This is a genomic window from Brevundimonas sp. (assembly GCF_035626975.1).
GTDB lineage: Bacteria > Pseudomonadota > Alphaproteobacteria > Caulobacterales > Caulobacteraceae > Brevundimonas.
The window spans coordinates 26,688-45,467 of sequence record NZ_DASPMQ010000059.1 but is presented as its reverse complement, the minus strand read 5'-3'; the positions used below and the strand labels follow the sequence as shown (position 1 = coordinate 45,467).

Sequence of the window (18,780 nt, the reverse complement as noted above, 5' to 3'; positions counted from 1 at the left end):
CTGGACCGGCGCGGGGGCGGGCGAGGCGCCGGCGGGGGCGACGGCGGGACCTTCCGCGGCGGCCGCGGCCCTGGCGGCCAGCTGGCGCTGGGCCGCGAACCGCCCGGCCAGCTTCTCGGTCAGCTCGCGCGCGGCGGCGGGCTCCATCTGGGCCATGACGGCGGCCAGCGAGCGGGGGCGCATCGCCGCGGCGACCGGCAGGCGCACGTCATCGTCGAGGGTGGCGAACACCCGCGCCGCCTCGCGCGGACGCATGGCGGAATAGACGGCGACGAGGCGGTCGACCTCGGCCTTCTCGCGCTCGCCGACCTGCCCCAGCAGGGCCTGCACCTCGGCCTTGACGGCGGCCAGCGCCGCCACCCTGGCGTCAAGCTTCTGCTCGGCCGTGGCCATCAGGGGCAGCATCGAGGCGAGGTCGGCGTCGCGGGCGTCCAGTTCGGTGCGGCGCGCCGACAGCGACTGGATGATGCGCAGCTCGGCCGGGGAGATGCCGGCCTGCTGGGCCAGCTGTTCCGGCGTCAGGGCGCAGATGGCGGCGGCGGGCGTCGCCGGGGCCGCCGCGGGCGCGGCCTCCTCGGCCCACGCCCTGGCGCCGTCGAACAGGCCCGGGGCCACGCCGACGGCGCGGACGACCACCACCCCGCCGATGGCGATGGCGATCAGGGGCAGCAGGCGGGGGATCTTGCTCATGATCGGCTACTCCGGCCCTCAAGTCGGCGAACGCCGCGCGTTCGCCATGGGGCCACAAGGATGAGGGTCAGGCGGCGAACAGGTCTTCGTCGAGGCTGCGCCGGGCGCGGTTGAGGCTTTGCTTCGCGGATTGGTTAGCGGTCATGGCGCCGAGGATCGCCGCCACATTGCTCCCGCCGGGAGCCTTCGGGGCGGCCATGCCCTGGATGCGCTCGGCCAGCGCCGCCATGCGCAGGGCGCGGTCGTCTTCCGGAGCGGGGGCGACCGGCGCCGGGGCGGCGGGACGGGCCGGCGGCGCCTCCCGCGCCGGGGCGGCGACGGCGGGCCCGCGGGCGATCAGCGCCTCGAGCTGGGCCTTGACCTCGCGCGCCTTGACGATGCGGTCGTGCAGCAGGTCGGTCTCCTGCCCCGAGGCCCTCAGCGAGGCCAGGGCGGCCTCGGCCCGGCCCGCCGCGGCGTTCAGCTCGGTCACGGCCGAGGCGAACGCCTGCTGGCCCTCGCGCAGGGCCGTCAGCTTGCGCTCCAGCCGCACGCCGTAGCCGAGCGCCGCGACCAGCAGCAGCATCAGCACGCCGTCGAGAATCATACCGGTCATCAGCGTCTTCCCTTCGCGAGGCTTGCAGCGGTGTCGACGTCGATCGGCGCCTCGACGCGGACCGCGATGTGCTGGCCCTTGCGACCCATGCGGCCGGTGGTCAGCGGGATCGATCCCGCCCGGATCGAGATGTCCGAATCCGGCGTGGCGTTGAGCATCAGGGTGTCGCCGACCTTGAGGTTCAGCACCTGCGACAGGGGCAGCTGCTGTTCGTCGAGCACGGCGCGCACCTCGGTGCCCGTGGTCCAGAGCTCGGTGGCCAGGTGGCCTTCCCAGATGTTGTCGCGACCGAACTTCTCGCCCATGAACTGCTGCAGCAGCATCTTCCGGATGGGCTCGAGCGTGGCGTAGGGCAGCAGCAGCTCGATGCGCCCGCCGCGGTCCTCCATGTCGATGCGCAGCTTGACGAGGATGGCGGCGTTGGCCGGGCGGGCGATGGCGGCGAAGCGCGGATTGGTCTCGAGCCGGTCGAGGTTGAAATGCACCGGCGTCAGCGGCTCGAAGGCGGCGCGGGCGTCGGCCAGCACCACCTCGACCATCCGCTGGACCAGCACCCGCTCGATGGTGGTGTAGGGCCGGCCCTCGATGCGCAGGGCCGCGGTGCCGCGGCGGCCGCCCAGCAGGACGTCGACGATCGAATAGATCAGGTTGGAGTCGACGGTCAGCAGGCCGTAGTTGTCCAGCTCCTCGGCCCGGAACACGGCCAGGATCGCCGGCAGGGGGATGGAGTTCAGGTAATCGCCGAACCGGATCGACGAGATGTTGTCGAGGCTGACCTCGACGTTGTCCGAGGTGAAGTTGCGCAGACTGGTCGTCATCAGCCGCACGAGGCGGTCGAAGACGATCTCGAGCATCGGCAGGCGCTCGTAGGAAACGAGGGCCGAGTTGATGATGGCCCGGATGCCGGAGCGTTCCGAGCCGTCCTCCTCGCCAAGGTCGAAGCCGAGCAGGCTGTCGATCTCGTCCTGGTTCAGCACGCGCTCCGACAGGACCGCCGCCTCGGCGGCGGCGAGGGGATCGGCCTCGGCCAGGGGATCCGGACTTTCGGCGAAGGCCGCGTCGGTCATGCTAGTTCACCAGCATTTCTTCGATCAGCACGGCGTCGATCTTGCCCGGCGCGGCGATCAGATTGACCCGCCGCAGGATTTCGGCGCGCAGCTGGAAGCTTCCGGCCGAGCCGGCCAGATCCTCGGGCCGCAGCTCGCGCAGGAAGCTCTGGAACATGTCCTGCATCCGCGGCATCTCGGCCTGCAGGTGCTCGGCCAGGGCGGGGTCCTTCATCTCGAGGGTCAGCTTGAGCTTCAGGAAGGTGGGCCGCCCGTCGGCCGCCTGGATGTTCACCACCATGTCCGGCAGGGTGTAGAAGGTGACGCCGTCGGGGCCTTCGCTGATCACGCCCAGCGCCGGATTGGCCTCTCCGCCGGCCGCGGCCCCGTGGCCGCCGCCCTTCTTCCCGGCCTTGGCGTGTCCGCCCGCCTTCTCCGCCGCGTGCTCGCCCTCGGCGGCCTCGGCCTTGGGCTGCATCAGGAAGAAGGCCGCGCCGCCGCCGCCGCCCAGCACCACCAAGGCGGCCGGAACGACGATGAACAGCAGCGGCAGCTTCTTCTTCGCGGGCGGCGCGTCGGTCTCGCCCTCGGTCGTGACACCGTCCGTAACCGCCGGCAGGGCGGCGTCGTCGCTGGTCGCCGCGCCCTTCTTCTTGCCGAATTTGAACATGCCACCCGCCCCGAGAATCTCTCGATCCATTCGAGCCGTTTTTGGTTAACGAGGCGCTAAGAACCGGCAAATCCTGCCGGGCTCCAAATCCGTCTTCGCGCCTGAAACGCCCGGCCTGACTGGATTAACCCTGTTGGCACGGCCGTTGCGAGGGACCGGGCGAAAGGAGCCGCCCGTGGAAAACGCCGCCTATGTCGGACTGTCACGCCAGATGACGCTGCGCCGCGAGCTCGACATCGTGGCCAACAACATCGCCAATGCGGACACCACCGGCTTCAAGGTCGAGCAGCTGCTGCTCGGCGAGGAGGTCGGCGAGCGGGCCCGCAACGCCTTCGTCAGCCCCGGCGTCAGCTTCGTCATGGATAACGGCGTCGGCCGCGACTACGGCCAGGGCGCTCTGGAGCAGACCGGCCGCACGCTCGATTTCGCCATCGAGGGCGAAGGCGCCTTCTTCGCCCTGCAGGACGGCGCCGGCCCGGCCTACACCCGCGACGGGGCGTTCACCCTCGATCCGGAGGGCCGGCTGACCACCCAGGGCGGCGCGGCGGTCCAGGGCGACGGCGGCGACATCGTGCTCGATCCCCTGCTCGGCCAGGTCGCCGTGGCCGCCGACGGCACGGTCAGCCAGAACGGCCAGCCGGTCGGACGCCTCAGCGTGGTCCGGTTCGAGACGCTCGCCGTGCTCGAGAAGGGCGGCGACGGCCTCTACCGCAACGCCTCCAACGCCGCGCCCATCGACGCCAACGACGTCCAGGTGCGCCAGGGCATGCTGGAAGGCTCCAACGTCAATCCGATCCTCGAGATCACCAATCTGATCGAGATCCAGCGCGCCTACGAGAGCGTGACACGGATGATCGAGAACACCAACGACCTGTCCCGCCGCGCCGTCGAGCGCCTCGGGCGGGCCGCGTAAGGAGACCAGGACATGAGAGCGCTCAGAACCGCCGCCTCGGGCATGGCCGCCCAGCAGCTGAACGTGGAGGTCATCTCCAACAACATCGCCAACATGAACACGGTCGGCTTCAAGCGTCAGCGGGCCGAGTTCCAGGACCTGCTGTACCAGAACGTCGAGCGGATGGGCGCGCAGTCGTCCAGCCAGGGCACCGTGGTCCCGACCGGCATCCAGATCGGCGCGGGCGTCAAGGCCGGCTCGGTCTACCGCGTCACCGAACAGGGTTCGCCGACCCAGACGGGCAGCCGTTACGACGTCGCCATCGACGGGCGCGGCTATTTCCAGATCCTGATGCCGTCAGGGGAGACCGCCTTCGCCCGGGCCGGCAACTTCTCCCTGAACGGCGAGGGCCAGCTGGTCACCGACGACGGCTATGCGGTGCAGCCGAACATCTCGATCCCGCAGGATGCGATCGACGTGTCGATCTCCAAGTCCGGACAGGTCCAGGTCATCACCCAGGGCGAGACCGAGCCCCAGGTCGTCGGCCAGATCGAACTGGCCACCTTCTTCAACGAGGCGGGTCTGGAGGCCATCGGCGACAACCTGCTGCTGGAAACCGCGGCCTCGGGCCCGGCCAATGTCGGCACGCCGGGCGAGGTCGGCTTCGGCGAGCTGCTGCAGGGCTACACCGAGGCCTCCAACGTCGACGCCGTGGCCGAGATCAGCGCCCTGATCATCGCCCAGCGGGCCTACGAGATGAACTCCAAGGTCATCACCACCGCCGACCAGATGCTGTCGGTCAGCGCGCAGGTGAAATCATGAGGGCCCTGATCCTCGCCTCGGCCCTGCTGCTGCTGGCCGGCCCCGCTCTCGCCGGCCCGGTGACGCTGAAGGCCAATCCGGTGGACGCCGACGGCCAGATCACCCTGGGCGACGTGTTCGACGGAGCCGGATCGGCCTCCGGCGTCGTAATCGGCGCCCGTTCGGGCCCGTCCGTGGTGTTCGAGGCCGGCCAGCTGCAGTCCATCGCGCGCCAGTCGGGGCTGGAGTGGGCAAATCCGACCGGGTTGCGGCGGGTGGTGGTGCGGCACGCCGCCGTTGCTCCGGCTCCAACCGCCATCGCCGCCACGAACGAGACGCCCGCCGCCCCCGCCCCGGCCCGCACCGCGCCCGCCCGCACGGCCCTTGCCGACCGGATCATCAGCCGCAACGACATCGTCGAGGTCGCCTGGGAGGCCGGCGGCGTCCGCCTGACCATCAGCGGCCGCGCCGAGGGCAACGCCGCCGAGGGCCAGCGCATCGCCGTCCGCAACCTGCAGTCCGGCCGCACCATCGACGCCGTCGCCACCGCGCCCGGCCAGGCCATCGCCGGGCCCGCCGCTCAAGCCTTCCGCACCCAACAGTTCGCCGCCCGATAGAGGGAATAGAGTACCGATGCGCACCGTCCTGATCGTCTCCGCCGCCGCCCTCTCGCTCGGCGCCTGCTCCACGGCCATCGAGGCGGTGCGTGGGCCGGAACTGGCCCCCATCGGCTATCCGGCCGCCCTGGTGCCGACCAGCCAGACCTATCTGCCGTCGCCGGAACAGCAGCAGGCCGACCGCGCGGCCAGCGCCAACAGCCTGTGGCGCACCGGCGCCCGCACCTTCTTCGGCGACCAGCGCGCGCGCCGCATCGGCGACATCGTGACCGTCAGCATCGACATCGACGACCGCGCCCAGACCCAGAACTCGACCCAGCGCAGCCGCACCAACGACATCTCGGGGGGCATCACCAACTTCTTCGGCCTCGAGAACAGCCTCGGCCAGGCCTTCCCCGGCGGCTTCGACCCCGCCAACCTGGTCGGCATGGAAGGCGAGTCCAACGCCAACGGCTCCGGCTCGGTGAACCGCTCGGAAAAGGTCAGCCTGACCATCGCCGCCGTCGTCACCGACGTGATGTCCAACGGCAACCTCGTCATCCAGGGCCGGCAGGAAGTGCGCACCAACCGCGAGATCCGCGAACTGACCGTCGCCGGCATCGTGCGGCCCGAGGACATCAGTTCGGCCAACACCATCGCCCACACCCAGATCGCCGAGGCGCGCATCAGCTATGGCGGCCGCGGCGACATCAGCCGGGTCCAGGCGACCCCGGCGGCCCAGTCCCTGGTCGAGCGCTTCAGCCCGTTCTGACCGCCCACGCAGGGTCAGGCTATTCGACTTCGGCGAGCCCCCGAGCCTTGTCATCCCGGACGCCGCGAAAGCGGCGATCCGGGACGGAACGCCCGCCAACCGGGCCCTCCCGGAAATCGCGGCGCGATTGTCCGGGAGCAGGCTTACGGCCACGCTATGTCCTGAACCGTCTCCCGGATAGCTGCTGACACAGCTTCCGGGAGGACAAGGTTTGCGCATACGGCGTCCCGGATCGCCGCTGTGCGGCGTCCGGGATGACAAGACGCGTACGTTCGAACGAGGCCGCCTAACCAAGGTCGTCCCTCATCGAACCGGCCTCTCCGGACTGTGTCCTTTTCGCCGGACCCGGCAGGGATTCGTTTTCGTCGAAGCGGGGCCGTGAACCGTTAATGGAAATCAGCGTTTGCCAGCCAGACGCGAGTACCGTTTCCATGTTGAAGTTCGCCATTCCCGCCGTCGCCGCCCTCGGTCTGATCGCGGCCGCCGCCCATTCGCAGGCGACGAGCGCCGACAGGGCGGACCCGACGCCGATGAGCTGGCACCTGAGCCATGAGGGCCCGGTGGCCAAGCTGGCCTATGGCCTCGCCAATTCCGACCAACTGGCGCTGATGATGACGTGCGAGCCGGGTGGCGCGCAGGCGGCCGTCTATGGCGATGTCCAGCCCGCCACTCCGCGCCTGATCAAGGCCGCCATGTCCGACACGGCCATCGATCCGCTCAGCGGCGGCCTGGCGGACGAGACGCGAATCTCGCTGCGTGATCCCGCCCTGCAGGTTTTCGCCCGGCGTGGAACGCTCGAGGTCGAGGGCGACGCCGGTCACTTCGAATTGACCGCCCGGGGCGACGATCGTCGTCTGATCCGGGAGTTTTTCGCCTATTGCGGAACCGAAGCGGTTTGATCACATCCTGTGGCGGACCATCAGCGGGGGCTGAACCATGATCGCCAATCTCGTCGGCCTCGCCCTTGTGGCGATGCAAACCACGCCGCCGGAGTCGGCCTGGACCTGGACCCTGTATGACGACGACGCCCGCGTGGCGCTGGCGAACGAGGTTCCCGACACGCCCAACCTGCGTTTCACGCTCGAGTGCGATCCCGGTTCGGGCGTCGCCCGCGTCACCCTGTACGGAACCACGGTCGAGCCGGGCATGGCCCGGGTGACGGCCGGGGACGCCTCCGCCGTCACGGAGTCCACGTCCGAACGGAGCGGGCTGAAGCTGGCGCTGCGCACCGAACACCCGGTCTTCGCCGCCTTCGCCGCCGACGGCCGCCTGTCGATCGCGGTCGGCGAACAGCGTCGGGCCGTCGAGGTTCCGCGCCCCCACCTTGCCAAACTGCGCCGCTTCACCGAACTGTGCTCGGGCTGATCGCCCGGAGCCCTTCGATGCGCATGCGCGCCCTTCTCGTCCTGTCAGGCCTGGCCGTGAGCGCCGCCGCCTGCGCCACGGTCGAACCTCCGGCGGCGACGGAGCCGACGCCGCCGCCGGTCACCAGCGGCGCGCCGCTTCCGGTCGAGGGCCATGACTGGTTCTACTACGCCGACGAGGAGACGGGACGGCTGGTCTACGGGGCGGCCGAGAGCGACGACCTGAGACTGGGTTTCGACTGCCGCCGGGCCTCGGGTCGGCTTGAGGTTCTCACCCTCGCCGGGAAGGGCGCGAAGCCGGAAATCGTCGTTGAATCCGGAGGCGACACCGGGCGGTTCCCCGCCAGATCCGAGCCGTCCCAACTCGATGACGGCGTCCTGCTCACCGCCGACGCCACAACGACCGAGCCCGTATTCCAGCGCTTCCGCCGGATCGGCTGGATCGCCCGATGGCGCGACGGCGAACGCGAGGCCTATGCGCCGCATCCCGCGTCCCGGCCGAATATCGAAAGCTTCTTCGCCTTCTGCGGTTGACGGGCGGCTTCGCCTCCGGTGCAGTCCCGCGCCAGCCGGAGGGACGCCATGAAGACCATGATCGCCATCGGGGCCGCCGCCCTGCTTGTCTCGGTCGCCGCGCCCGCGCTGGCCGGCCCGCAGACGCCGGCGCCCCCGGCGGCGGCGCGCAACGCCGACGATCCGGCGCTCGCGGCCGTTCTCGCCGACTATGAAGCCTACCTTCGGGCCAGCGACCCGATCACGGCCGGCATGGAGGGAGACCGCGCCGCCCTGTCGCGCCTGGCGGACGCGTCGCGCGCCTTCGAACTGGCCCAGGAGCCGGTGCTGAAGGGCTTCGCCGACCGGCTGGCCGCCATCGACCCGGCCACGCTCAGCGACGACGACCGGCTGAACCACGCCTTCCTGGGCTGGGTCATCCAGCGCTCCCGGGACCGCATCCCGCTCGACACCGGCCGTATCGACGCCTTCAATTCGGAGGGCGGCCCGGGCCAGTCGATGGCCTATGTGGCCAGCGTGACCCGCATCGCCACGCGCGAGGACGCCGAGGCGTGGATCGCCCGGCTGGAGGCGATGCCCCAGTTCTACCAGGACCAGCTGGCCAGCGCCCGGCGCGGCCTGGAGAGCGGACAGGTGCAGCCCCGCTCGGTGGTCGAAAGCGCCCTCAGCCTGGTCGAGCCGGAGGCGGCGCTGACGCCGGAAGCCGATCCGCTGCTCAAGCCCTTCGCCGACCTGCCCGCCGCCCTCCCGGCCGGGGAGCAGGCGGCGCTGCGCGCCCGCGCGGTCCGGGCCGTGGCTAACGGGATCATGCCCGCGCGCCGCGACTGGGCCCGGTTCCTGCGCGAGGACTACCTGCCCCGGGCGCCGGAGAGCCTCGGCCTGGTGCACCGGCCCGGCGGCCGCGAGCTCTACGCCTTCCTGACGCGCGGCTTCACCACCACCGACCTGACCCCCGACCAGATCCACCAGATCGGCCTGGAGGAGGTCGCCCGCATCCGCGCCCGGATGACCACGGAGATGCAGGCGGCCGGCTGGACCGGCGACTTCGCCTCATTCCTCGCCTTCCTGCGCAGCGATCCGCAGTTCTACGCGACGACGCGCGAGGACCTGCTGGAGAAGGCGTCGGAAATGGCCAAGCGGGCCGACGACGGCCTGCCGGCCCTGTTCGGAACCCTGCCGCGCACGCCCTACGGCGTCCGTCCGGTGCCGGCCGAGATCGAGGCCAACTACACCACGGGCCGCTATTTCCAGGGCTCGATGGAGAACGGCGTCGCCGGCGGCTACATGGTCAACACCTCGCGGCTGGACCAGCGCCCGCTGTACGAACTGCCGGCCCTGACCCTGCACGAGGCCGTGCCCGGCCACCACCTGCAGATCGCCCTGCAACAGGAGGCCGAGGAAGGCCCCTATTTCCGCCGCGGCGTCGACGTCACCGCCTTCGTCGAGGGATGGGGGCTGTATTCGGAGTTCCTCGGCGAGGAGATGGGCTTCTACCGCACGCCCTACGAGCGGTTCGGGCGGCTCAGCTACGAGATGTGGCGCGCCTGCCGGCTGGTCGCCGACACCGGCATCCACTGGCTGGGCTGGGAGATCGAACAGGCCCGCGCCTGTTTCCGCGACAACTCCGCCCTCGCCCCGCACAACATCGAGACCGAGCTGCAGCGCTACATCGGCTGGCCGGGCCAGGCGACGGCGTACAAGATCGGCGAGATCCGGCTGCGGGACATCCGCGCGCGGGCGGAGCGCGAGCTGGGCGACCGGTTCAATGTGCGTCGCTTCCACGACGCCCTGCTGGTCGACGGGCCGCTGCCCATGGGGCTGCTGGACCAGCGGATGGACCGCTGGATCGCGGAGGAGAAGGCGCGGCCCGCGGACTAGGCGCCCGGCCTACTGGCGCCGGACGCGGATCGAGCGGCTGTTGCCTACGGTCATCATGAAGCTGCCCATCGCCGCGCGGCGGATGTGCACGGGCTGCCCGGGCCGGTTGCGGAACTGCACCGAGCCGCTGTCGATCTGTATCCAGGTGCTGCCGTCGGCGAGGCGGAAGGTCCATATGTCGCGCGGGTTGCGGCTGGCCTCGACCAGGGTGGTCTCGACGTCGGCCAGCTCGGGCCCGGCGCGGCTGCCGAACAGCCGCGGGAGCGCGGCCAGGTCCAGGCCGAAGGTCTCGCGCCGGGCGCGATCCATCCCGGCCCGGTCGATCATCACGATGGAGCCGTCCCGGTGGGCGGTCTCGAGAGCTCCGGCGGCGGCGTCGAAACAGGCCAGACGGGCGGTCGCCTCGGGCATCGCACGGCAGGCGAGCAGGCGCTGCAGCTGTTCAGGGTCCTGCGGCGGTTCCTGGACCGCGGTCATCGCCAGCGCCGCCAGGGCGGATGTCACCAACATGGGCGTCTCCTGATTCGCCGGGAGCATGCCGTCAGTCGGGCGCAAGTCCAAGCGCCATCCGCTGTTTCCTCGACAGCTTCGCCGCCACGATCGAATGGGCGATGGCCAGGTGTTCGGCCAGTTCGTCGTCGGGCCAGTCGTCGATGCGCGGCAGGTTGACCCATTTGTTGCGCGCCATATAGGGCGCGGGGCGGGCGTGGCCGGTTTCGGTCAGCACCTCATAGGCGATGTCGGAGACCTTGAACGAAATGCCGCCCGTCTCGCCGACCATGACGAACATCTTGCCGCCGACGCGGTAGGCGTCGTGATGTTCGCCGAAGGGATGGTCCAGCGTCGCCGCCGGCAGCGCCAGGCAGACCTTGCCGACCCCCGCCCGATCCATGGCTACGCCTCTACGCCGACGCCGATCGGGCAGGTCACGCCCGTGCCGCCGATGCCGCAATAGCCGCCGGGGTTCTTGGCCAGATAGCCCTGGTGGTAGTCCTCGGCGAAGTAGAACGGCCCCGCCGGCGCGATCTCGGTGGTGATGTCGCCCCGCCCGGCCTTCGTCAGCGCCGCCTGGTAGGCGTCGCGGGAGGCCTCCGCCTCCGCCTTCTGGGAGTCGTCGAGGTAATAGATGGCCGAGCGATAGGTGGTGCCGACGTCATTGCCCTGGCGCATGCCCTGGGTCGGGTCGTGGTTCTCCCAGAACGCCTTGAGCAGGTCCGCGTAGCGGATCTGGTGCGGATTGAAGACCACCTGCACCACCTCGGCGTGGCCGGTCAGGCCGGTGCAGGTCTCCTCATAGGTCGGGTTGGGGGTGATGCCTCCGGAATAGCCGACGGCGGTGACCCAGACGCCCGGCAACTGCCAGAACACCCGCTCCACCCCCCAGAAACAGCCCATGCCGAAGATGGCGGTCTGGAAGCCCTCGGGATGGGGCCCTTTCAGGGGGCGTCCGGTGACGTAGTGGACCTCGTCGGTGCGCAGCGGGTCCGGGCGGCCCGGCAGGGCGGTGTCGCGGGTCGGCATCTCGTGGGTTTTTCTGGACTGCATGGCGGGGCCTCCGGTCGAACGGTCGCCGCCTATATGGGATGTTCGCAGGCGCTTGCCGAGGGGGGCGGCTTGTTCTATCAGCCTGCCTCCGCCGGAGAGACCGATCCGGCGGCGCACGAAGGCCCTTGGGCGACGTCGTGGAACGGACAGGTGGCGGAGTGGTCGATCGCGCACGCTTGGAAAGCGTGTGTAGGTGAAAGCCTACCGAGGGTTCGAATCCCTCTCTGTCCGCCACCGTCTACGTCGCTGTTTCTCCATAGCAATTTGGCATCGCCGCTTACCCCGCAAACTCGACTCGTGCGGGGTGCAAACTGGTGCGATCGCCAGACTTGACGGGCGTTGGACGGCCGCAAACCGGACGAACTCGGGGCGGCCGTCTCTGTCGTCCAAAGATCCGGTGGAGTTTCCCTGCTAACAGGGAAATTAACAGGGAATTGTCCGCGTTTTCGAGGCCGCTCGTTCGACCGCTCGGCCGCCCAAATGCTTGGCCAAGGGGCCTTTCGACCCCGCCGGCTCATGACTTGCCCTGTCGCTAGCAGGGAAAATCTTCGGCCTTATCAGGGAGACGAGTCCGCCGAACAGCGAACGCCTGTCGCGTTCAGCCCGCGAGCATCCGCCGCTGATCATCCCAGCAAAGCGGGATGCGTGCGAAGCGCAGCTCCTCCAGGCAGAGCCCCGGCTTCTGCCGTCCCTCAAGCATCGCCATCTGCAGATCGGGGGCCAGCCAGGCAAGCCGGATGAGACCCCGCTCGTGAACCGTCGGCGGCGCCTGCTGCAGCACGTGATTGGTATCGGCATGTGCGTCGAGAAGTTCGTGAGCCCACTTCACCGCCTTGATCAGCGGCTGGCTCATCCGGTTGCGCTTCGGCGCCTCGCCGCTCAGCCAAGCGCGGCCGCCTCGGAACTTGAGGCGTCGGGGAATGTGCACCCAAACCGCATCCTGCTTCTCGTGAATGCGCTCTCCATCCTGCAACTGCCGACCAATGCGGTCTACCGCCAGCGGCAGCGTCCGCTCGTCTTCCGAGAGAGCGCTGACCTTCAGGGCTAGCTGCACCGACCCCTCGTGCACCTCCATGCGGGCGAGCACCTCCAGCGGATCGTGATCCGGTGTAAGCCGATGCAGGGTCTCGATCACCCAGCGTTCGGCCGGCAGGGCCGGCAGCCGGTAGATGCCGTCCGACCGGCGCGGGGCCTTGCCGCGGTTGATGCTGCTGGAGATGTAGTAGCGATGCGCCCTGCCCTTGCGGCCATAGGAGTGACTGGGGGTCATGGCGACGCCATCGCAGTCGAACAGCCGCCCCTTCAGCGAGAGCAGAACCGACGCAGGCTCGGCCTCGCCCTTAAGCCGGGTCTGCTTGCGGATGGCCCGGGTGGCAAGCTGCGCCTGGGTCTCATCGAAGGTCGCCTGATCGATGATCGGGGTGTGGGTGCTGGGGTAGGACTTGTCCTTGTGCGGCACCATCCCGAGGTAGGTCGGGTTCTTGAGCAGGTGATAGAGGGCCCCGCTGTCGAAGGGCATCCCGCCAAAGACATTGCCCGTGGTCGCCGTCCAACGCTTGGAAACCTTGCCTTCCGCCTTCAGTTCCTTCGCCAACGCTGGCACCGACTTCAGCCTGAGGAACCGCTGAAAGATGTGCCGGACCAGTTCGGCCTCGGTCTCGTTGAGCTTCAGCTTCCTGCCATCCGGGTCATAGCCCAGCGGCGGACATCCCCCCATCCACAGGCCCTTCTTCTTGGAGGCGGCAATCTTGTCGCGATGCGCTCGCTCGTGACCTCCCGCTCGAATTGGGCGAAGGACAGCAAGACGTTTAAGGTCAGCCGGCCCATGGAGGTGGTGGTGTTGAACGCTTGGGTGACCGAGACGAACGAGACACCGTGCCGGTCGAAGATCTCCACGATTCGGGCGAAGTCGTTCAGCGCCCGGGTCAGACGGTCGACCTTGTAGACCACCACCACATCGATCTTGCCGCCGGCGATGTCGGCGAGCAGCGCCTTCAGCCCGTCGCGCTCCATCGTCCCGCCGAGACGCCGCCGTCATCGTAGGCAGTCACCAGCGCCGACCACCCCTCCCCGGCCTGGCTCTTCACATAGGCCTCGCAGGCCTCCCGCTGAGCATGGAGTGAGTTGAAGTCCTGCTCCAGACCCTCTTCGGAACTTTTGCGGGTGTAGATCGCGCATCTCAGCTTCGGCCTCGACATCACGCCGCCTCCTTTAGTCCGAAGAACAGAGGCCCGCTGCGCGACCTGCCGCTGATCGCGCGGGCGACGGCGGTCAGGCTCCTGTAGACCCGCCCCCGCCACTCGTAGCCGGCCTCGGTCCGGCGCACCTTTTCCGGAACGCCCTTCCACTCGCGGGTCAGGACGGTGCCCGGCACGAGGTCGAGACAGTTGCGGTCGGCCGAAGTGTCGGTCTTCAGCTTGCGGCGGGTCGCGGCATCCAGCCCTCCGAAAGCTTCAGCCTGGATCCGCCACGCCAGCATTAGTCCGAGCAGCTCGGGCGAGCGCAGCTTCGGCGCCGGGCCATAGCGTTCGCGCCAGACCCGCCGCAGCCCGTCGAGGTCCAGGCGCTCCAGCGCCCGAACCTCCGCATTGACGGCTTCGCGATCGATCACGCCGGCTGCTCCGCAGCGATACGGTACACCCGACCGCTCTCCCTGGGTTCGCCGACGATGGTGAGCTTGTGCTTGCGCTTCAGAGCGCCGGCCAGCGCCCCGCGCACCGAGTGCGGCTGCCAGCCGGTGGCCTCGCCCATCTGGACGAGGGTGGCGCCTTCCGGCCGCCGCAACAGAGCGACAACAACGCCCAGCTTGCCGGCGGGGCCCTTCGGGGCCGGCGAGCTCGCAGCCGGCGTGGGTGCGCCCTCGGCAGGCGGAGCCGCTGCGGTCTGGCGGCGAGCGGCCCGCTTCTGACGCGGGGCTTCCGATGCGGGCTTGGGAGCGGCCTTGGCGCGGCCGGCGGGCCTGATCTTGGGGTCAGTCATGGTCTGTCCTCGGTTGAGGCGACGCGATCACCGCGCCGCTACCGGGACGAGCCCGCGGGTGCGGGCGTGGACGTGACCAACGCTTGCGGCGGCCGTGAAGTCCAGCGCAAGCCAGCCGGAAATTTCCCGTGAGAAGACTAGCCGAATCAAAAGAAATGCGTGATTCTATCTGTTCGTCGGCTACGCCACCGGGCCCTCCACGCCCGTGTCGACCTCTACGAGACCATAACGGTTGTCGAAGGAGGTTGAATGTCGCCCGCAGTTTCCGTCCAAAGCCCGGCAGTGAGTCTCGACCTGAAAGTCGAGTACCGTCCGATCGAGGCGCTCACGCCCTACGCCGGCAACGCTCGCACCCATAGTCGGAAGCAGCTCGCCCAGATCGCCGCCTCGATCCGGCGCTTCGGTTTCGTGTCTCCCGTCCTCTTGGGCGAGGACGATGTGGTCATCGCCGGCCACGGCCGCATCGAGGCGGCGCGCTCCTTGGCCATGACTGAGGTCCCCACCATCCGGCTCGATCATCTCAACCCGGCGGAGCGCCGGGCCTATCTGCTGGCCGACAACCGACTGGCCGAGCTGGCGGGCTGGGACGCGGATCTGCTGGCGCTGGAGCTGCAGGGCCTCGAAGCCCTGGATCTGGACTTCGAACTGGAGATCACCGGGTTCGAAGGCGCCGAACTCGAGCGGCTCCTGGGGTCAGGCGCGGACGCCGCGGACGATCCGCAGGACCAGATCCCCGAAGCGACAGGCCCGGCGGTCACACGGCCAAGCGATGTCTGGATCATGGGCCCCCACCGCCTGCACTGCGGCGACGCTCGGGACACGCGGGCCTACGAGACGCTGATGGCCGGCGAGTTGGCGCGGATGGTGTTCGCCGACCCGCCCTACAACGTCGCCATCGACGGTCACGCCGGCGGCAAGGGCCGCATCGCCCGCCGGCCTTTCATCATGGCCAGCGGCGAGATGTCGTCGGCCCAGTTCACCACCTTCCTGACCGAGACCCTGTCGGGCATGGCCGGAGCCAGCATGGACGGGGCCATCGCCTACATCTGTATGGATTGGCGCCACCTTCCAGAGCTGCTCGCCGCCGGCGCAGTCGCCTACGACGAAATGAAGAACCTGATCGTCTGGACCAAGGATAACGGCGGGATGGGGGCTTTCTACCGGTCCCAGCACGAGTTGATCGGCGTGTTCAAGAAAGGTCGGGCCCCGCACGTGAACACCTTCGGTCTCGGAGAGCACGGTCGCTACCGAACCAACGTCTGGAGCTATCCGGGCGTGAACAGCTTCACACCCGGGCGCGAGGAGGCTCTCGCCTCGCACCCCACGGTGAAGCCAGTCGCCCTTGTGGCCGACGCCATCCGCGACGTCAGCCATCGCGGCGAGATCGTGCTCGACGCCTTCGGTGGCTCCGGCACCACGCTGATCGCGGCGCACCGGACCGGCCGCCGCGCCCACCGGCTCGAGCTGGACACCCTCTACTGCGACGTCATCTGCCGGCGCTGGGCGGCGGCCTGGGGCGAGGTGGCCGTTCTGGAAAGCGACGGACGGTCGTTCGGGGCGATTGTCGAGGCCCGGACCGATGGCTGACGTAGACGACGGAGCGCCCGACGAAGAGTCGGTCGGCTACGGCCGGCCGCCTCGCCACAGCCGCTTCAAGGCCGGCCAGTCCGGCAACCCTTCGGGCCGCCCCAGGGGCGCCCGCAGCCTGAAGAGCGATCTCGCCGATGAGCTGTCGCAGATGGTGCAGGTGACCGAGAACGGCTCAAGGCGCGAAATCAGCAAGCAGCGCTTGGCGTTGAAGGCGCTCGCCGCCAAGGCGATCAAGGGTGACGTGCCGGCCTTGGGCAAACTGTTCGATCTGCTCCGCGAGACACATGGCTTCGGCGAGGACACCGCCGGAGACAGGAACGGAAAGCTGGAAGAGGACGATGAGGCTGTGATCGCCTCCCGGCTGGCGCGCTTCGACCCGAGACCTTCCAATGGCTGACCGACAAGCAGCCTATGATGCCCTGCTGAGAGCGAGCTTTCCCGCCTTCCTGCATCGCTGCTTCCTGGCGGTCTCACCGGGCGACGTGTTCGAGGACAACTGGCATCTGGAGGCGATCGGCTGGCGGCTGAAGCGCATCCAGAGCGGCGAGATCAATCGACTGATCGTGACCGTCCCGCCGCGCTCCCTGAAGTCGATCGCCATCTCGGTGGCTTGGGTCGCCTGGCGGCTTGGCCATGATCCCAAGCTGCGCTTCGTCTGCGTCAGCTATTCCGCGGATCTGGCGCTGAAGCACGCCCGGGACTGCCGCGCCATCATGAGTATGCCCTTCTACCGGCGAGCCTTCCCCCACACCGTGCTCTCGCGCCAGCGCAGCGCCGAACATGACTTCACGACCACCGCCCGCGGCGGGCGGTTCTCGACCTCGGTCGGCGGCACCATGACCGGCCGCGGGGGGCGACGTCATCATCATCGACGACCCGATCAAGCCCGAGGACGCCGCATCCGATGCGGTCCGCAATATGGTCAATGGCTGGTTCGGCTCCACCCTCTCCTCGCGTCTTAACTCCAAGACGGAGGGAGCCATCGTTCTGGTCATGCAGCGCCTGCACGAGGCCGATCTCGCCGGACATCTGCTGGAAGCCGGCGGCTGGGATCATCTCAACCTGCCGGCTCTCGCCGAGATCGACGAGGATGTCCCGCTGGGCGGTGGGCGAACCTACGACCGGGCGGCGGGCGAGCCGCTTCATGCCGCACGCGAGCCGCGGACCGTGCTGGAGGATCTGAGACGCACCATGGGCTCGGCCGCCTTCTCGGCCCAGTACCAGCAGGCCCCGGTGCCGCCTTCGGGTCTGATGATCGACCGGTCCTGGCTCAAAACCTACGACGGCCCGCCCGAGCCCCAGCCAGGCGACCGCATCGTCCAGAGCTGGGACTGCGCCTCCAAGGACGGCGTGCTCAGCGACTGGTCGGTCTGCATCACCGCCCTCCTCCGCAAGCGGCAGGTCTACGTTCTGGATGTTTATCGGAACCGGCTCATATTCCCGGACCTGCATCGTCAGGCGATCGCCCTCGCCCGGCGATACGGCGCCACCGCCATCCTGATCGAGGACGCCGCCAGCGGCACCCAGTTGATCCAGCAGTTGCACCGCGACCAGCCATACGGCGTGCCCATGCCGCTCGCGCCCAAGGCGCTGGGCGACAAGGTCACCCGGATGTCAGGAGCGAGCCAGCGGATCGAGGCGGGAGAACTGTTGCTGCCGGCCGAGGCGCCTTGGCTGGCGGAGTTCCAGCGCGAGGTGCTGGCCTTCCCGAGCGGCCGTCATGACGATCAGGTCGATGCGCTGTCGCAGCTGCTGAACTGGAAAGGGGCCTTCCTGCGCCCGACCGGCCTAGCGGCTCCGGAGATAATCACACTGGACGACTGACCGCTGACAGATCGTCGCCCGCCTCCCCGACGGGTTGCATCAGGTCGATGTGGGGCGTGCCACACCGACAGCACCGTCGCCCGAGGCACCGTCAAAACCAAAACGTCCGTCGCGCAAGGCGTCAAAGGCGTCCGAAGCCTAGTCGGCCAGCGAACAGTCGATTATCACGCCGGGCATGGGCTCTTCTCGGATCTTCAACACGATATGCGGGCCTGCGTGAAGCGATGCTTTGCACGCCCGGATGTGCTCCGATCTTGATCCGGCCCGACGGATCCAAGCAGGATCGGTTCTTGACCCAGGTTGAGCGCCAAACTTCCCCGGGAAGCGCCGTGGCTCGACGCCCTCCGCCATGAACTCCTCAGCTTCCCCGACGGCAGAAACGACGACTAGGTCGACAGCATCAGCCAGTTCCTAAACTGGGCGGTGGGTCGCGGGGGGCGCACGACCCTACAGGGCCGGGAAGCCCGACGGGATGGGCCTCGGCCGAAATAGCCCTCCAGGTTTTGCTCCCACGCTCCACGCTGCCGGCCCAGTGCGGTTGAAACTACCCCCGCGCAATCGCTGGCACCGACATCGCCTGGGCGGCGCCGTTCGCTTTTGTCGGGTCTCGCCAAGCTGCGGAACCGGCCAAGAAATCGAACTTCCGTTCAACTTTCGACTGGCCTTTGCGCCATTTGGATGGAAAAACTGCTCGACGTTGCGTGCAAGATTTCTAAAAAACTGCGCCGCAAAGAGGCGATGATTTCAGACCTCTTCGGTCGCCCAGGATCTATTGACCTCACAGCTTAGCGGTGCGGCGGCGGCAGGACCAACGGACCCCAAATGTCTGCTTCGCCGCTTGCTGCCAAGGTCCGCTCTTGGCGCGAAGCGGTCCCTCACCTGCCCTGTCAGCGTTCCCCTCCCGTTCGCGAAATGCGCATAAGCGGGATTCCACGAACCAACCTTCTGCGGCCCGATGGCCTGAGACAAATTGGCGTGGGACTGACCGCACCGCCACGCACTTCCTCGAGCTGGCTCTCAACGCT

At 68.8% G+C, this 18,780-nt stretch carries 24 protein-coding genes and 1 tRNA gene; 13 read left to right on the top strand and 12 right to left on the bottom strand.

Going from position 1 to position 18,780, the window contains the following annotated elements; genetic code table 11:
• The 4 genes from VEB62_RS15775 to VEB62_RS15760 all read right to left on the bottom strand — a co-directional run.
• Positions 1–690 (bottom strand): MotE family protein (locus VEB62_RS15775; protein WP_324801874.1); only part of this gene is annotated, 690 nt, incomplete at its 3' end.
• A 67-nt stretch (positions 691–757) separates the two neighbouring features.
• Entirely contained in the window at positions 758–1,285 is a 528-nt protein-coding gene (locus VEB62_RS15770; RefSeq protein WP_324801871.1) for a DUF6468 domain-containing protein, read from the bottom strand.
• Entirely contained in the window at positions 1,285–2,352 is a 1,068-nt protein-coding gene (fliM, locus tag VEB62_RS15765; RefSeq protein WP_324801868.1) for a flagellar motor switch protein FliM, read from the bottom strand. The genes VEB62_RS15770 and fliM overlap by 1 nt, the downstream gene beginning before the upstream one ends.
• 1 nt (position 2,353) lies before the next feature.
• On the bottom strand, positions 2,354–3,001 hold the full coding sequence (locus VEB62_RS15760; protein WP_414642067.1) for a flagellar basal body-associated FliL family protein: 648 nt from the start codon (positions 2,999–3,001) through the stop codon (positions 2,354–2,356).
• A 175-nt stretch (positions 3,002–3,176) separates the two neighbouring features.
• Between VEB62_RS15760 and flgF the strand changes: the two genes are divergently transcribed.
• The 8 genes from flgF to VEB62_RS15720 all read left to right on the top strand — a co-directional run bounded on the left by flgF (position 3,177) and on the right by VEB62_RS15720 (position 9,817).
• The gene (gene flgF, locus VEB62_RS15755; RefSeq protein ID WP_324801862.1) at positions 3,177–3,914 is read left to right on the top strand and encodes a flagellar basal-body rod protein FlgF; all 738 of its coding nucleotides are present in this window, start codon (positions 3,177–3,179) and stop codon (positions 3,912–3,914) included.
• 12 nt (positions 3,915–3,926) lie between these two features.
• A complete protein-coding gene (gene flgG, locus VEB62_RS15750; protein WP_324801859.1) occupies positions 3,927–4,715 on the top strand; it encodes a flagellar basal-body rod protein FlgG in 789 nt (262 codons plus the stop codon).
• Positions 4,712–5,311 (top strand): flagella basal body P-ring formation protein FlgA, encoded by a 600-nt coding sequence (locus tag VEB62_RS15745; RefSeq protein WP_324801856.1) that lies wholly within the window; start codon positions 4,712–4,714, stop codon positions 5,309–5,311. The genes flgG and VEB62_RS15745 overlap by 4 nt, the downstream gene beginning before the upstream one ends.
• Positions 5,312–5,327: 16 nt before the next feature.
• Positions 5,328–6,062 (top strand): flagellar basal body L-ring protein FlgH, encoded by a 735-nt coding sequence (gene flgH / locus VEB62_RS15740; RefSeq protein ID WP_324801853.1) that lies wholly within the window; start codon positions 5,328–5,330, stop codon positions 6,060–6,062.
• Between the two features lie 431 nt (positions 6,063–6,493).
• Positions 6,494–6,961, top strand: coding sequence for a hypothetical protein (locus VEB62_RS15735; RefSeq protein ID WP_324801850.1), 468 nt, complete (start codon positions 6,494–6,496; stop codon positions 6,959–6,961).
• A gap of 37 nt (positions 6,962–6,998) precedes the next feature.
• Positions 6,999–7,427 carry a hypothetical protein gene (locus tag VEB62_RS15730; RefSeq protein WP_324801847.1) on the top strand — a complete coding sequence of 143 codons (429 nt, stop codon included), beginning with the start codon at positions 6,999–7,001 and terminating at the stop codon, positions 7,425–7,427.
• Between the two features lie 17 nt (positions 7,428–7,444).
• Entirely contained in the window at positions 7,445–7,960 is a 516-nt protein-coding gene (locus VEB62_RS15725; protein WP_324801844.1) for a hypothetical protein, read from the top strand.
• Between the two features lie 48 nt (positions 7,961–8,008).
• Positions 8,009–9,817 carry a DUF885 domain-containing protein gene (locus VEB62_RS15720; protein WP_324801841.1) on the top strand — a complete coding sequence of 603 codons (1,809 nt, stop codon included), beginning with the start codon at positions 8,009–8,011 and terminating at the stop codon, positions 9,815–9,817.
• A gap of 9 nt (positions 9,818–9,826) precedes the next feature.
• On the opposite strand, the gene VEB62_RS15715 is transcribed toward VEB62_RS15720, so the two are convergent.
• From VEB62_RS15715 to msrA, 3 genes are read right to left on the bottom strand one after another with little or no spacing between them, the layout of a single operon-like run.
• The gene (locus VEB62_RS15715; RefSeq protein WP_324801838.1) at positions 9,827–10,327 is read right to left on the bottom strand and encodes a hypothetical protein; all 501 of its coding nucleotides are present in this window, start codon (positions 10,325–10,327) and stop codon (positions 9,827–9,829) included.
• A gap of 31 nt (positions 10,328–10,358) precedes the next feature.
• A complete protein-coding gene (locus VEB62_RS15710) occupies positions 10,359–10,709 on the bottom strand; it encodes an MmcQ/YjbR family DNA-binding protein (RefSeq protein WP_324801836.1) in 351 nt (116 codons plus the stop codon).
• Positions 10,710–10,711: 2 nt separating this feature from the next.
• Positions 10,712–11,362 carry a peptide-methionine (S)-S-oxide reductase MsrA gene (gene msrA / locus VEB62_RS15705; RefSeq protein ID WP_324801832.1) on the bottom strand — a complete coding sequence of 217 codons (651 nt, stop codon included), beginning with the start codon at positions 11,360–11,362 and terminating at the stop codon, positions 10,712–10,714.
• A 144-nt stretch (positions 11,363–11,506) separates the two neighbouring features.
• On the opposite strand from msrA, the gene VEB62_RS15700 reads away from it, so the two are divergent.
• Positions 11,507–11,596: transfer RNA gene (locus tag VEB62_RS15700), tRNA-Ser, on the top strand.
• 364 nt (positions 11,597–11,960) lie between these two features.
• Here VEB62_RS15700 and VEB62_RS15695 read toward each other — a convergent pair.
• From VEB62_RS15695 to VEB62_RS15675, 5 genes are read right to left on the bottom strand one after another with little or no spacing between them, the layout of a single operon-like run.
• Positions 11,961–13,079, bottom strand: coding sequence for a recombinase family protein (locus tag VEB62_RS15695; protein WP_324801829.1), 1,119 nt, complete (start codon positions 13,077–13,079; stop codon positions 11,961–11,963).
• The gene (locus VEB62_RS15690; protein ID WP_324801826.1) at positions 13,031–13,375 is read right to left on the bottom strand and encodes a recombinase family protein; all 345 of its coding nucleotides are present in this window, start codon (positions 13,373–13,375) and stop codon (positions 13,031–13,033) included. Before VEB62_RS15690 ends, VEB62_RS15695 begins: the two co-directional genes overlap by 49 nt.
• Positions 13,357–13,560, bottom strand: a complete 204-nt coding sequence (locus VEB62_RS15685) for a recombinase family protein (protein ID WP_324801823.1) — start codon at positions 13,558–13,560, stop codon at positions 13,357–13,359. Before VEB62_RS15685 ends, VEB62_RS15690 begins: the two co-directional genes overlap by 19 nt.
• Positions 13,560–13,973 (bottom strand): DUF2924 domain-containing protein, encoded by a 414-nt coding sequence (locus VEB62_RS15680; RefSeq protein ID WP_324801820.1) that lies wholly within the window; start codon positions 13,971–13,973, stop codon positions 13,560–13,562. The genes VEB62_RS15685 and VEB62_RS15680 overlap by 1 nt, the downstream gene beginning before the upstream one ends.
• Positions 13,970–14,341, bottom strand: coding sequence for a DUF3489 domain-containing protein (locus VEB62_RS15675; protein ID WP_324801817.1), 372 nt, complete (start codon positions 14,339–14,341; stop codon positions 13,970–13,972). Before VEB62_RS15675 ends, VEB62_RS15680 begins: the two co-directional genes overlap by 4 nt.
• A gap of 282 nt (positions 14,342–14,623) precedes the next feature.
• Here VEB62_RS15675 and VEB62_RS15670 point away from each other — a divergent pair, with 282 nt between their 5' ends.
• From VEB62_RS15670 to terL, 4 genes are read left to right on the top strand one after another with little or no spacing between them, the layout of a single operon-like run.
• The gene (locus tag VEB62_RS15670; protein ID WP_324801815.1) at positions 14,624–15,928 is read left to right on the top strand and encodes a site-specific DNA-methyltransferase; all 1,305 of its coding nucleotides are present in this window, start codon (positions 14,624–14,626) and stop codon (positions 15,926–15,928) included.
• On the top strand, positions 15,921–16,328 hold the full coding sequence (locus tag VEB62_RS15665) for a DUF5681 domain-containing protein (protein WP_324801812.1): 408 nt from the start codon (positions 15,921–15,923) through the stop codon (positions 16,326–16,328). The genes VEB62_RS15670 and VEB62_RS15665 overlap by 8 nt, the downstream gene beginning before the upstream one ends.
• The gene (locus VEB62_RS15660; protein WP_324801809.1) at positions 16,321–16,893 is read left to right on the top strand and encodes a hypothetical protein; all 573 of its coding nucleotides are present in this window, start codon (positions 16,321–16,323) and stop codon (positions 16,891–16,893) included. Before VEB62_RS15665 ends, VEB62_RS15660 begins: the two co-directional genes overlap by 8 nt.
• 31 nt (positions 16,894–16,924) lie before the next feature.
• Positions 16,925–17,755 (top strand): phage terminase large subunit, encoded by an 831-nt coding sequence (gene terL / locus VEB62_RS15655; protein ID WP_324801807.1) that lies wholly within the window; start codon positions 16,925–16,927, stop codon positions 17,753–17,755.
• Positions 17,756–18,780 lie beyond the last annotated feature (1,025 nt).